This is a genomic window from Janibacter sp. Soil728, from assembly GCF_001428305.1.
Classification (GTDB): domain Bacteria; phylum Actinomycetota; class Actinomycetes; order Actinomycetales; family Dermatophilaceae; genus Janibacter.
Map to the genome: position 1 here is coordinate 26,534 of NZ_LMRZ01000003.1, position 12,359 is coordinate 38,892.

The window sequence follows — 12,359 nt, forward strand, 5'->3', positions numbered from 1 at the left end:
GGAACCCGCTTCGTCGAGTGGATGCCGACTCGCAGGTGAATCGTCCGCGGGTATACCTCCACCCGCGGGGGCAGCCGGCCGCGAGGTTCAGCCGGCCGCGGGGTCAGCCGGCCGCGGCGACGGCGAGCAGGGCAGACGTGGCGGCGCTCATCCGGCCGTCCTTGCGCCACACCGCCGTCAGCGGCCGCTCGAGGTCCAGGGTGGTCGGCACCACGACGAGGTGACCGGCGTCGACCTCGGTCGCGACCGCCCGCTGGGAGATGACTGCGGGCCCGAGGCCGGCCCGCACGGCACCCATGAGCGCGGTCGTGGAGCCGGCCTGCAGCGCGATGGTCGGCACCCCACCGAGGGCCCGTTCGAAGGTACTGCGGGTCCCGCTCCCTTCCTCCCGCAGCACCCACTCAGCCCGAGCCAGCACCTCCGGACGAAGGGGGGTCCGCCGCGCCGCCCACGGATGGTCGGGATGGACCACGACGACCAGCCGGTCGGTCCCGACGACGCGGTGGTCCAGGCCGGGCGCACGAGCGGCGGTCTCGATGAAGCCGATGTCGGCCAGCTGCGAGCGGACCATGTCGGCGACCCGGTCGCTGTTGACGACGTGCAGCTGCGGGTGGACCTCCATCCGCTCCCGCAGCGCACCGAGCCATCGCGGGAGGATGTGCTCGGCGATCGTCAGGCTCGCCGCGACGCGCACCTCCCCTCGCTTGCTCCCGGTCAGCGAGGACAGGCCCGCACGCATGGCCTCCACCTCGTTGAGGACCCGCCGAGCCCAGGCGATGACCGCTCGACCGTCGGTGGTCAGGGTGGACCCGCGCGGGGTGCGCTCGAGGAGCGAGAGCTGCCACCGAGCCTCGAAGGCTCGCACCCGCGCGCTCGCGGACGGCTGGCTCAACCCCCGCTCACGGGCAGCGGCACTCAGGCTGCCCGTCTCGTCGACGGCCACGAGCAGACGCAGCGTCTCGATGTCGAGGTCCGGAAGATCAGCCATAGCCCCAGCCTATGACCTGAGTCCAGATCGGGGTCTACTGCGACGCCCTCGGTCGGCGCACTGTAGGGAGCGTGACCTTGACCCGGACCGCATCCGCACCTGCGAACCAGACGCCGACCAGCCCCACGCGGCGGTACGCCTGGGGCACTGCCCTGCCACCGCTGACCGCTGCCGCGCTGGCGATGGTCGTCGCCCCCTTCGTCCCTCTGCTCAGCCCCCTCCTCCTCGCCCTCGTCGCCGGGACAGTCATCGCCAACTCCCACTTCGTCCGCCTCTCGGTCGTCGCCGACCACGCTCGGGCGACCCCCTTCCTGCTGCGGCTCGGGGTGGCGGCACTCGGGCTGCAGCTGCCCTTCGGCGACATCGTCGGGATCGGTCCCGCAGGGCTGGTGGTCATCGTGACGACGGTGGCGGTGACCTTCCGCACGACCTTGGCCATCGGCCGCCGACTGGGTCTGGACGAGGGCTTCGTCGTGCTGCTGTCCGCCGGGTTCTCGATCTGCGGCGCGGCAGCCATCGCCGGTGTCCAGGACTCGGTGCGGGCAAAGGAGAAGTTCGTCGCGCTCGCCGTTGCCATGGTGACGATCTTCGGCTCCGCGATGATCGTCCTCGTGCCGTGGCTGGCAGGGGTCATCGGCCTGAGCGATCACCAGGCCGCGATCTGGGCGGGCGCGAGCATCCACGAGGTCGCCCAGGTGGCTGCCGCAGGGTCGCTCATCGGCGGGCCGGCCGTGGCGCTCGCGATGACCGTCAAGCTCGGCCGGGTGGCGCTGCTCGCCCCGATCTCCGCGCTCCTGGCGAAGGGGGCGAAGGGAACCTCCGCGCCCCTCGTCCCCTGGTTCATCCTCGCCTTCGCCGTCGCGGTCGCGGTGCGCTCCGCCGGGCTGCTGCCGGCGCAGGTGCTCGAGGGGACGGGCCTCGCGACCACGCTGCTGCTGGCGGCCGGCATGTACGGGCTGGGGATGGGCATCCGGGCCAAGGACCTGTGGCCGCTGCCCGTCCAGGCGCTCATCCTGGCGACCGTCTCGACGCTCGTCGCCGGCGGGACCTCGCTCGCGCTCGTCCTGGCGCTGGCGTGACGAGCTCAGCGGCTCGCGGGGCACGGGTGGCGGGGCACGGGTGGCGGGGCACGGGTGGCGGGGCACGGGGCGCTGGGGCGCTGGGGCGCCGACGAGGTTCCGCCCGGGGGTGCTGGCATGCCTCCGGCCGTGACTCATGACGTGAATCTGATTCACCCCATGAGTCACGGCCGAAGGCGCGACACAGGTCAGGCGACGGGCACGCTCTCGGCGATCGGCCCCCTTCGCGTCGTGCGTCGTGCTGCGGACCGCGACAGGAGCACCGCGACCGCACTGATGACGTAGGCGCCGCCGATGTACCACGCGAGGTGGCTCGTGCCGGCGGAGTCGCTGACGAGGCGCTGGGCGACGAGCGGGGCCAGGCCGGCGCCGAGCAGCGAGCCGAGCTGATAGGTCAGCGAGACACCGGAGTAGCGGGCCGTGGGTTCGAAGAGCTCGGACAGGTAGGCACCGACCGGGCCGTACATCGAGGCCTGGATCAGCGGGTTGCCGACGAGGAAGGCGATCGTGATGAGCGTGGCGTTGCCGCTGTCGAAGAGCATGAACATCGGCCACACGGCAATCGCGGAGAAGACGGCGCCACCGATCATGACCTGCTTGCGGCCGAGGCGATCACTCAGCGCGGCGAAGGCCGGGATGGTGAAGATGTGCACGAAATTGCTCAGCGTCAGCATGTACAGCGCCGTCTCCCGGGAGACCGCGCCGCTGTCGACGACGTACGGGACCATGAAGACCGCGAGCAGGCCCTGGATGAAGAGCGGCGCCATGACCGCGAGGCTGCCGAACAGGATCGTGGAGCGGTACTGGGTGAAGAGGATGGCCATCGGCAGGCCCGTGTGCACCTCGCCGCGCTTGCGGGCGGCCTCGAACTCGGGGCTCTCCGAGACGCGGGTGCGCATGTACAGACCCACGGCGACGACGACGGCCGACAGGAGGAAGGGGATGCGCCAGGCCCACTCGACGAAGGCCGGACCGGCCAGTCCGGAGGTCACCGCGAGGACAAAGGTGGCCATGACGGCACCGAAGGGGGCTCCGGCCATCGCCAACGAGGCACCGAAGCCCTTGGTCCCGGTGGTGGAGTGCTCGCCGGACATGAGCATCGCGCCGGCCCACTCGCCACCGACGGCGAGGCCCTGCACGAGTCGCAGCACGGCGAGCAGGATCGGGGCAGCGATGCCGATGGACGCGGCGGTCGGCATCAGCCCGATGACCATGGAGACGATGCCCATGACGAGCAGGGTGATGACGAGCATCTTCTTGCGGCCGATCTTGTCGCCGAAGTGCCCGAAGAGCAGCCCACCGATGGGCCGGGAGATGTACCCGGTGAAGAGGGTGAGGTAGCTGAGCAGCACCCCTGTGCCGTGGTCCACCCCGGAGAAGAAGAGGTCGGGGAAGACCAGGCCGGCCGCTGCCGCGTAGAGCAGGAAGTCGTAGTACTCGACGGCCGAGCCGATGAAGCTCGAACCCTGCGCGCGACGCCTCTCGCGCGGGGTCGTCGTGACGGTGGCAGCGGGCGCCGCGGGGGTGGGCAGATCGTCGTTGATCATGGGGCCTCCAGGTCTGGGGTACTGGCCCCATTGGTGGGTCTGCGCGCCCCAGAACCCAGCACGCGTGCCACGTGGTGGCACGATGGGGCCATGCCCAAGCAGGTCAGCTCGGTCGAGCGTGCGGTCCAGCTGCTCGCGATGGTCGACCAGTTCGGCAGTGACGGACTCGGCGTGAGTGAGCTGGCGCGGCGCACGGACATCCCCAAGTCGACCGTCTTTCGCCTGCTGCACACCCTCGAAGCCAGCGGCGCCGTCGAGCGGCGCGGCGAGCACTACCGGACGGGTCCCCTCTTCGGCACCCACCTGGCTCTGCCGGACGACCCGCTGGTCGCCAAGGTGCAGACGCGACTGACCCCCTTCCTCTCGGTCCTCTACGAGCAGACGCGCGAGACCTGTCAGCTCGGGGTGCTGCGGGAGGGCGAGCTGCTCTTCCTCAACAAGCTGCACGGCGTGCACCGAGCGCACTCGCCCTCACGTATCGGCGGCCGCGCCCCGGCGCACGCGACCTCGCTGGGCAAGGTGCTGATGGCCTTCGACCGGGAGAGCGCGGACCGGGTGTGTGCCTCCGAGCTGACCGCCTTCACCGACCGCACGATCACCGACGGCGAGGAACTGCGCGTGGAGCTGGCCAAGGTCGCCCGCACCCGGATCGGCGTGGACGACAACGAGTACGTCGAAGGGGTGAGCAGCGTCGCCTCCGTCGTCATGGACGCTGCTGGCCGGCCGGTCGCGTCCCTCGCCCTCACCGGCCCCACCAGCGTCGCCCGCGCCGGCTACGAGCAGCTGCTGCTCGACGTGTGCGCGCGAGCGAGTGCGGCGATGCGGGCCTGAGCGTCCCTTCGAGACGGCCGCGGGCGGCCTCCTCAGGGACCGGGGCCCCGCTCCCTGAGGAGCTTGCGCAGCAAGCGTCTCGAAGGGTGTGCCACCGGGTGGCACGGCAGGTGGGCGGGGCGGGGCGGCGTTGCGAGGGTGGGCGCACAGACCCCGAAGGAGTGGTGACATGCAGACCGAAGTTGTGATCGTCGGAGCCGGCCCGACCGGCCTGGCCCTGGCCAACCTGCTGGGTCGTTACGGGCGGAGCGCGATCGTGCTCGAGTCCCGCAGCGACCTCATCGACTACCCGCGCGGCGTGGGCCTGGACGACGAGTCGATGCGCTCGATCCAGACGATGGACCTGGTCGAGGAGGTCACCCCCTTCACCATCCCCCACCACGTCATGCGCCTGGTCAACGGCAAGGGCGAGACGATGATGACCAACGCGCCCGCCGGCGAACCGCTCGGCTGGCCGCGCAAGTTCGGCTTCATCCAGCCGCTCGTCGACCGCCAGCTCTACGAGGGCCTGTCCCGCTTCGACGACATCGACATCCGCTTCGACCACACGGTCACCGACGCGCAGGACCGCGGCGACCACGTCGAGGTCACCGCGACCGTCACCGGCCCCGACGGGGCGACGCGCGAGGAGGCCATCACCGCGCAGTACGTCGTCGGGTGCGAAGGGGGAGCCTCCCCCACGCGCAAGCGGATGGGCGTCGACTTCGTCGGCCACTCCCCCTCCACGCGCTGGGTCGTCATCGACGTCAACAACGACCCGCTCGGTTTGCCCAATGTCTACCTCGGCGCCGACCCCGCGCGTCCGTACGTCTCCATCGGTCTGCCGCACGGCATCCGCCGCTGGGAGTTCATGCTCTTCGACGACGAGCCGAGCGAGCAGGTCGAGGACCCCGACTTCGTCGCCGCCCTGCTCAAGGACCACGTCCCCGACTCCTCGACGCTCGACGTCATCCGCTGTCGCGTCTTCACCCACCACGGGCGGATCGCGAGCAGCTTCCGCCAGGGACGTGTGCTCATCGCCGGCGACGCCGCGCACCTCATGCCCGTCTGGATGGGCCAGGGGTGGAACTCGGGCATGCGCGACGCCACCAACCTGTCGTGGAAGCTCGCCAGCGTCCTCGCCGGGCAGGCCGACGAGACGATCCTCGACAGCTTCGAGGCCGAGCGGCACGACCACGCCAAGGCGATGATCGACTTGTCGATGACCCTCGGCAATGTCATCAAGCCGACCAACCGCGTGGTCTGCGGAGCGCGCGACCTCGCCTCCCGGGCGCTCAATCTCAGCCCGCGGGTCAAGAGCTACTTCACCGACATGCGCTTCAAGCCGATGCCCTTCTACGCGAAGGGAGTGGTCGTCGCCCCGGACTCGCTGACGCCCGGTGAGCAGCCGCGCACGCGCACCTCCTCCTTCATGACGATCAAGAACGCGGTGGACAAGAAGACACCGGTCGGCGTCCAGTTCCCCCAGCCTCGCGTCAACACGGCGGACGTCACCGGGGCCCGCCTCGACGACGTCACCGGCGACTGGTGGACCATCGCCGCCTGGGGCAACGACCCGGCCCGGCTCTTCACCGAGGACGAGCGAGCACAGCTGCAGCACATGGGCGCTCGCTTCGTCTCCTTCATGTCCGAGTCGCAGCGCCCGTGGGCCGAAACTGAGTACGCCGGGTCCGGCACCCTCGTCGTCGGCGACGTCGACGGCTCGATCAAGGGCTGGTTCGACAAGCACGCGATGGGTGTCGTCTTCCTGCGGCCCGACCGCTTCGTCGGCGCGGCCTGCTTGGCGCAGGAGTCGGGCAAGGCGCTCGCTGCGCTGCGCGTGGCGATGGGCGCGACCAGCGTTGCGGCACCTGCCCTGGCGGTCGTCGCATGAGCCTCTCGCTCGTCGCCATGTCGCACACCCCGCTGCTGCACCGGGTGGAGGTGGACCCGCAGGTGCGGGCCGAGGTCGACGGCGCCTTCGAGGCGGTGCGCGCCTTCGTGCGCGAGGTCGACCCCGAGCTCGTGATCACCATCGGGCCGGACCACTACAACGGCTTCTTCTACGACACGATGCCGCCCTTCTGCCTCGGTCTGGGCGCCTACGGCCTGGGTGACTACGGCACCGCGACCGGCGCGCTGGACGTGCCCGCCGACATCGCCGAAGAGCTCGCACGTCACGTGCAGGGCGAGGACATCGACCTGACGATCTCGCGCGCCATGGGCGTCGACCACGGAGCGGTGCAGCCGCTCGAGGTGATCTTCGGCGGGATCGACACCGTCCCGACGATCCCGCTCTTCGTCAACGGCGTGGCCGCCCCCTTCGTCCCGATGCGTCGGATCCGCGCGCTCGGCGAGTCGGTCGGTCACTGGGCCGCGGATCGTCCCGAGCGGATCCTCGTCATCGCCTCGGGTGGGCTCAGCCACGACCCACCGGTCCCGCAGTGGGCCACCGCGACGCCCGAGGTGCGCGCGGGCCTGCTTGACGGGCGCAACCCGACGCCGCAGGCGCGCGCCGCCCGCGAGCAGCGCGTCGTCGACACGGCCCGCGACTTCGTCGCCGGCACCGCCACCATCCAGGACCTCAACCCGGAGTGGGACGCGCAGTTCATGAGCGTCTGCCGCGAAGGGAGGACCGCCGCCTTCGACGACTACGTCACCGAGGAGATGGCTGCCACCGCGGGCAACTCCTCGCACGAGGTCCGCAGCTGGGTCACCGCCTTCTCGGCGATGGCCGCCGTCGGCGACTACGCCGTCGAGCACGAGTACTACCGACCGATCCGCGAGTTCATCGCCGGCTTCGGTGTCATGACCGCACGCACCAAGGAGACCCACGCATGAGCGCCACCACCACCACCGAGCTGACCTACGAGTCCACGAGCCGCATGGTGCAGACGCGGCGCTGGAACATCCACATCAACGAGGCCGGCAGCGGCGAGCCGCTGATCCTGCTGCACGGCTCGGGCCCCGGCGCCACGGGCTGGAGCAACTTCTCCGCGAACATCCCGCAGCTGGCGCAGCACTACCGCGTCATCGCCGTCGACATGCCCGGCTGGGGCGAGTCCGAGGCCGTGACCTGGCAGGAGCGCGACCACTCGACGGCTCTGCTCGACCTCATGGACGCCCTCGAGCTCGACAAGGCCACCATCATCGGCAACTCGATGGGCGGCGGCACGACCCTGCGCTTCGGCTACGAGCACCCCGAGCGGGTCCACCGCCTGATCACGATGGGTTCCTCATCCGGCGCACCGACCCTCATGGGCGCGGCCGGCCTCACCGAGGGGCTGAAGGTCCTGCAGAAGGGCTACCGCAAGCCGAGCTTCGACACGATGCGCGAGCTCGTGGACGTCATGACCTTCGACTCGAAGTTCGCCACCGACGAGCTCATCCAGGGGCGGGCCGACATGGTCACCGCGCACCCGGAGCACGCGCAGAACTTCATCGACGGCACGGGCAAGAAGCCCGTCGTCGAGCTCGACCACGCGCGCCTGCGCGAGATCGCCGTGCCGACGCTGCTCTTCCACGGTCGCGATGACCGGGTCGTGCACTTCGAGCACTCGCTGCGCCTGACCTCGCTCGTGCCCAACTCGCGCCTGTACCTGATCAACGGCTGCGGGCACTGGCTCCAGATCGAGCACGCCCAGGAGTTCACCGACCAGGTGCTGCACTTCCTGCGCAACTCCTGACCCCGCACCTGGATCCACCGCAGATGTGGGCCTGCGGACTCGCTCATCCCTAGACTCGGTAGGCAGGATGCAGCAGTGCGCCTCGCCCGCTGCACGACAGGTGGAGGGATGAGATCAATGACGATCGAGCACACGCTGATGGGCACCGGCCCGACCAAGGTGATCACGGTGCACGGCTGGTTCGGCGGTGAGGACGGCTGGGGTCTGCTCCCCGAGCTGATCGACACCGACGCGTACACCGTCGCCTTCTTCGACCTGCGCGGCTACGGGCGGCGGATCGACGTCCCGGGCGACTACACGCTCGACGAGGTGGCGCAGGACGTCTTCGCCCTGGCCGACGAGCTGGGGTGGCAGCAGTTCGCCCTCGTCGGCCACTCGATGGGTGGGGCGATGGTGCTGCGCACCTTCAGCGACGACCCGGAGCGGATCACCGCGGTCATCGGGATCAGCCCGGTACCCGCGTCCGGGGTCCCCCTCGACGCCGACTCCCAGGCGCTCTTCGACGGGGCCGCGCAGGAGCACGGCAACCGTCGGGCGATCATCGACTTCACGACCGGCAACCGACAGCCGGCGAGCTGGCTGGACGCGATGGTCGCCTACTCCGCGCAGCACTCGCGGCCCGAGGCGGTGACCGCCTACCTCACCGCGTGGACCGGCGCCGACTTCGTCGCCGACCTGCCCGCGCTCCACGTGCCGATCCATGCCGTCGTCGGCGAGCACGACCCCGCCCTCGGTGAGGCGACGATGCGGGCGACGTGGATGGAGCAGCTCGCCGGGTGCGAGCTGACCGTGATCCCCAACGCCGGCCACTACGCGATGTTCGAGGCCCCGGTCTCCCTGATCGCCGCCATCGACACGACCCTGCGCAGCGAGGGCTGAGCAGGTCGGCCGACGGGTCAGCCGGCCAGGTCCACCTGGTCGCCGACGGGCGTCATCACGGTGACCACGGGCGGGCCCGTCACGAAGGTCTTGGTGGCCTGACCCATGGCGGCGAACTCGTCCATCGCGCCGTGCCGGCGCAGCGCGTCCTTGGAGTCGTAGGCCTCGATGAAGACGTAGTCGCCCTCGCTCTTGGCGACCCGCTGCAGGTCGTAGCGCAGGCACCCTTCGTCGGCGAGGAAGGCTGCGCGAGCTGTCGCGACCGCCGCCTCGAAGTCGTCGGTGCACTCGGGCTTCACGGTGAGGGTGGCGATGACATTCAGCATGCCCACACCCTATGTGAATCTGGCTTCAAGTACAGCCCCTGCTGCTGGTGAGCCGGATGGCGGGCGCGTTCCGGGGTGGCGAACACCGCGGCAGGACCAGCACGGGTTGCCTACGTTGACGCGCGACCCCGCTGATCAAAGGAGATCACCATGTCCGATCACACCGAGCACGGTCCCGCCTGCCTGTGCGACCACCTCCCCCACGAGCCCGTGACGAGCGAGCGCGACGAGGCGGTCGACGAGGCCCGCACCGGCCTGAGCCTCTCCCGTCGCTCGATCATGGCCGGCATCGGCGCGGCCTCCGGTCTCGCCCTCGTCCCCGGCATGGCGGCGGCTGCGCCCAACCCCCGTGCGAAGGGGGGACGCCCGCCCCGTGGTGAGGGCGTCGAGCTCGTCCTCCTCGGGACCCGCGCCGGCCCGCCGGTCGACCTGCACCAGGTCGGGGCCTCGAGCGCCCTCGTCGTCGACGGTCGCACCTATGTCGTCGACTGCGGCCGCTCGTCGGTCACCCAGTTCGCCGCTGCCGGACTGCGTTTCGACTCCATCGCCGGTGTCTTCCTCACGCACCTGCACGCCGATCACATCGCCGACTACTACAACTTCTTCATGATGGGTGGTCACATCAAGAACCAGGCGGGCGACCACATCGAGCGGCAGGTCCCGATCTACGGGCCCGGCTCCGCCGGTGGGCTGCAGCCGAAGTTCGGTGGCGGCGAGGTCCCGACCCTGAAGCCGTCCGACCCGACGCCGGGCACCGCAGCGATGACGCAGTCGCTGCACGACGCCTACGCGTACAGCATGAATGTCTTCCTGCGGGACATGAATGTCGCGGACATCCGCACCCTGATGGACGTCCGCGAGATCGGACTGCCGGCCGGCACCAACGCGACCTTCGAGCAGACGTCTCCTCGGATGCGTCCCTTCAAGATCTTCAGCGACGACAAGGTCGAGGTGTACGCCACCCTCGTGCCGCACGGCCCGGTCTTCCCGGCATACGCCTTCCGCTTCGACACCGAGTACGGCTCGGTGACCTTCAGCGGCGACACCCGCCACTCCGACAACCTCATCGAGATGGCGCACGGCACCGACCTGCTCGTCCACGAGGCCATCGGGGTCAAGGGCGCCGGCATCGGCGAGGCGTCGCTGGACCACATGCTCCAGTCGCACGTCGAGATCGACAAGCTCGGCCCGATCGCCCAGGAGGCCGGCGCCAAGCACCTCGTCGTCTCCCACTACGCCGACCTCGGCGCAGCCAAGGTCGACACCAACCTGTGGCGACGTGACGCGCAGAAGGGCTACGGCGGGCAGGTCACCATCGGTCAGGACCTCGACCGCTTCACCCTGCCGGCGCGTGGTCGCAAGCACGGCTGACCCCGCCGCATGGACGAAGGGGGGCGGCGGCCCCCCTTCGTCCACCTGCGCACCATCTGAACCACTATTGCGCAGTCTGCGCAAAAAGTGATTGTTTTACGCAAAAACTCGTGCCATACTCGCCTGTGCCGGGCAGCGCCGCCCGCCCCCGCTCTCAGGAGAGTCATCGTGGACATCAAACTGCTGCTAGCCCTGGTGGTGGGCATCGCGGCCATCATCGTGCTGGTCCTCCGTACACGGCTCGACGCCTTCGTCGCCCTGCTCATCGCCGGCCTCGTGACCGGTGTCATCGCCGGTCAACCGCTGACCGGCATCGTCAGCTCGATCACGACCGGCTTCGGCAACACCCTCGGCAGCATCGGCATCGTGATCGGTCTCGGTGTCGCCATCGGCAAGATCCTCGAGGTCTCCGGTGCCGCGGACTCGCTCGCCCGGGCCTTCCTCACCGCCTTCGGCAAGGGCCGCGAGGAGTGGGCGATGGGATCGGTCGGCTCACTGGTGTCGATCCCGGTCTTCTGCGACTCCGGCTACGTGATCATGAACCCGCTGGCTCGCTCGATCGCCCGCGTCAAGCGCGGCGGCTACGTCGCCCTCGCCCTCGCGCTCGGCTGTGGCATGACGCTGACCCACCACATGGTCCCCCCGACGCCCGGTCCGCTCGCCGCGACCGGCATCCTCGGTGCCGACCTCGGTCTGGTCATCGTCGTCGGCCTGATCTTCACCGTCATCCTGCTGCCGGTGGTCATCGTCTACGCCCGATGGGTCGGCCCCACCCTCGAGGACCAGATCATCCCCGAGGTGCGCGAGGCCGTCTACGGCCACCTGACCCCTGTCGGCGCCGGTTCCGGTTCCGGTTCGAGTTCGGGCCTCCCCGACGCTCCGGCATCCGGTGGTCACGACGGTGACGAGGTCAGGGAGATCGCCACGTACAACCCGAACGACTACCTGGGCGAGCCCCCCGCCGGCAAGTCCCACCGCCACGTCGGCGCCCTCCTGGGCTCGCTGCCGCTGGCCATCCCGCTCGTGCTGATCGTGCTCAACACGGTCACCGCCGCGGTCGATCGAAACCAGCAGGGCGCCCTGTCGGGTGAGTACGAGCCGAGCAGCTGGACGACCCCCTTCGCCTTCCTCGGCAACCCGGTCGTCGCGCTGGTCATCGGCGCCATCCTCGCCGTCTACGTCCTGCTCCCCCGCTGGACCCCGCGCAACAAGGTCCAGGGCTGGATGGCCGACGCTGCCGCATCGGCCGGTCTCATCCTGCTGATCACCGGTGCCGGTGGCGCCTTCGGTCAGGTCCTGCGCGACTCCGGCGTCGGCGATGCCCTCGCCGAGGCGGTCGCCGCGACGGCCCTGCCCGCCTTCCTCGTCCCCTTCGTCATCGCCTCCGTGGTGCGCATCGCCCAGGGCTCGGGCACGGTCGCGATGATCACCGCGGCCTCGGTCACCGCACCGCTCGTCGCGACTCTCGGTATCGACCCCACCGTGGCGGTCATGGCCTGCACCACCGGCTCGATGGTCTTCAGCTACTTCAACGACTCCTACTTCTGGGTGGTCACCCGCTTCACCGGCATCGAGGGCACGGCCGCGCTGAAGGGTTGGTCGGGCATCACCACGAGCGTGTGGGTCTGCTCCATCCCGCTGCTCTTCATCCTCAACATGGTGATGGGCTGAGC

The 12,359-nt window shown here is 70.1% G+C and carries 11 protein-coding genes; 8 read left to right on the plus strand and 3 right to left on the minus strand.

Going from position 1 to position 12,359, the window contains the following annotated elements:
* Positions 1 to 103: 103 nt before the first annotated feature.
* Positions 104 to 988: a LysR family transcriptional regulator gene (locus ASG73_RS04505; RefSeq protein WP_055991548.1), complete on the minus strand. Its 885-nt coding sequence runs from the start codon at positions 986 to 988 to the stop codon at positions 104 to 106.
* Between the two features lie 71 nt (positions 989 to 1,059).
* Here ASG73_RS04505 and ASG73_RS04510 point away from each other — a divergent pair, with 71 nt between their 5' ends.
* Positions 1,060 to 2,067: a YeiH family protein gene (locus ASG73_RS04510; protein ID WP_055991551.1), complete on the plus strand. Its 1,008-nt coding sequence runs from the start codon at positions 1,060 to 1,062 to the stop codon at positions 2,065 to 2,067.
* A 188-nt stretch (positions 2,068 to 2,255) separates the two neighbouring features.
* Here ASG73_RS04510 and ASG73_RS04515 read toward each other — a convergent pair whose 3' ends face one another.
* Positions 2,256 to 3,614 (minus strand): MFS transporter, encoded by a 1,359-nt coding sequence (locus ASG73_RS04515; RefSeq protein WP_055991554.1) that lies wholly within the window; start codon positions 3,612 to 3,614, stop codon positions 2,256 to 2,258.
* A 90-nt stretch (positions 3,615 to 3,704) separates the two neighbouring features.
* Here ASG73_RS04515 and ASG73_RS04520 point away from each other — a divergent pair, with 90 nt between their 5' ends.
* From ASG73_RS04520 to ASG73_RS04540, 5 genes are all read left to right on the plus strand, one after another.
* Positions 3,705 to 4,445: an IclR family transcriptional regulator gene (locus ASG73_RS04520; RefSeq protein WP_055991557.1), complete on the plus strand. Its 741-nt coding sequence runs from the start codon at positions 3,705 to 3,707 to the stop codon at positions 4,443 to 4,445.
* Between the two features lie 169 nt (positions 4,446 to 4,614).
* Positions 4,615 to 6,318: a bifunctional 3-(3-hydroxy-phenyl)propionate/3-hydroxycinnamic acid hydroxylase MhpA gene (gene mhpA, locus ASG73_RS04525; protein ID WP_055991560.1), complete on the plus strand. Its 1,704-nt coding sequence runs from the start codon at positions 4,615 to 4,617 to the stop codon at positions 6,316 to 6,318.
* Positions 6,315 to 7,265 (plus strand): 3-carboxyethylcatechol 2,3-dioxygenase, encoded by a 951-nt coding sequence (locus tag ASG73_RS04530; RefSeq protein WP_055991563.1) that lies wholly within the window; start codon positions 6,315 to 6,317, stop codon positions 7,263 to 7,265. The genes mhpA and ASG73_RS04530 overlap by 4 nt, the downstream gene beginning before the upstream one ends.
* Positions 7,262 to 8,110, plus strand: coding sequence for an alpha/beta fold hydrolase (locus ASG73_RS04535; protein WP_055991566.1), 849 nt, complete (start codon positions 7,262 to 7,264; stop codon positions 8,108 to 8,110). The genes ASG73_RS04530 and ASG73_RS04535 overlap by 4 nt, the downstream gene beginning before the upstream one ends.
* Positions 8,111 to 8,227: 117 nt before the next feature.
* Positions 8,228 to 8,989, plus strand: coding sequence for an alpha/beta fold hydrolase (locus ASG73_RS04540; protein WP_055991569.1), 762 nt, complete (start codon positions 8,228 to 8,230; stop codon positions 8,987 to 8,989).
* A gap of 17 nt (positions 8,990 to 9,006) precedes the next feature.
* Here the strand turns inward: ASG73_RS04540 and ASG73_RS04545 are convergent, their stop codons facing one another.
* The gene (locus tag ASG73_RS04545; protein WP_055991572.1) at positions 9,007 to 9,315 is read right to left on the minus strand and encodes a putative quinol monooxygenase; all 309 of its coding nucleotides are present in this window, start codon (positions 9,313 to 9,315) and stop codon (positions 9,007 to 9,009) included.
* Between the two features lie 150 nt (positions 9,316 to 9,465).
* Between ASG73_RS04545 and ASG73_RS04550 the strand changes: the two genes are divergently transcribed.
* Together ASG73_RS04550 and ASG73_RS04555 are read left to right on the plus strand one after the other, a co-directional pair.
* Complete coding sequence (locus tag ASG73_RS04550) at positions 9,466 to 10,686, plus strand: MBL fold metallo-hydrolase (RefSeq protein WP_200946694.1); 1,221 nt, start codon at positions 9,466 to 9,468, stop codon at positions 10,684 to 10,686.
* Between the two features lie 168 nt (positions 10,687 to 10,854).
* The gene (locus ASG73_RS04555) at positions 10,855 to 12,357 is read left to right on the plus strand and encodes a GntP family permease (protein ID WP_200946696.1); all 1,503 of its coding nucleotides are present in this window, start codon (positions 10,855 to 10,857) and stop codon (positions 12,355 to 12,357) included.
* Positions 12,358 to 12,359: the final 2 nt, after the last annotated feature.

What these genes read in the sequence shown, in the direction of transcription:
- ASG73_RS04505 (WP_055991548.1), bottom strand. Translation starts at nt 988, where the DNA reads ATGGCTGATCTTCCGGACCTCGACATCGAGACGCTGCGTCTGCTCGTG.
- ASG73_RS04515 (WP_055991554.1), bottom strand. Translation starts at nt 3,614, where the DNA reads ATGATCAACGACGATCTGCCCACCCCCGCGGCGCCCGCTGCCACCGTC.
- ASG73_RS04520 (WP_055991557.1), top strand. Translation starts at nt 3,705, where the DNA reads ATGCCCAAGCAGGTCAGCTCGGTCGAGCGTGCGGTCCAGCTGCTCGCG.
- mhpA (WP_055991560.1), top strand. Translation starts at nt 4,615, where the DNA reads ATGCAGACCGAAGTTGTGATCGTCGGAGCCGGCCCGACCGGCCTGGCC.
- ASG73_RS04530 (WP_055991563.1), top strand. Translation starts at nt 6,315, where the DNA reads ATGAGCCTCTCGCTCGTCGCCATGTCGCACACCCCGCTGCTGCACCGG.
- ASG73_RS04535 (WP_055991566.1), top strand. Translation starts at nt 7,262, where the DNA reads ATGAGCGCCACCACCACCACCGAGCTGACCTACGAGTCCACGAGCCGC.
- ASG73_RS04540 (WP_055991569.1), top strand. Translation starts at nt 8,228, where the DNA reads ATGACGATCGAGCACACGCTGATGGGCACCGGCCCGACCAAGGTGATC.
- ASG73_RS04545 (WP_055991572.1), bottom strand. Translation starts at nt 9,315, where the DNA reads ATGCTGAATGTCATCGCCACCCTCACCGTGAAGCCCGAGTGCACCGAC.
- ASG73_RS04550 (WP_200946694.1), top strand. Translation starts at nt 9,466, where the DNA reads ATGTCCGATCACACCGAGCACGGTCCCGCCTGCCTGTGCGACCACCTC.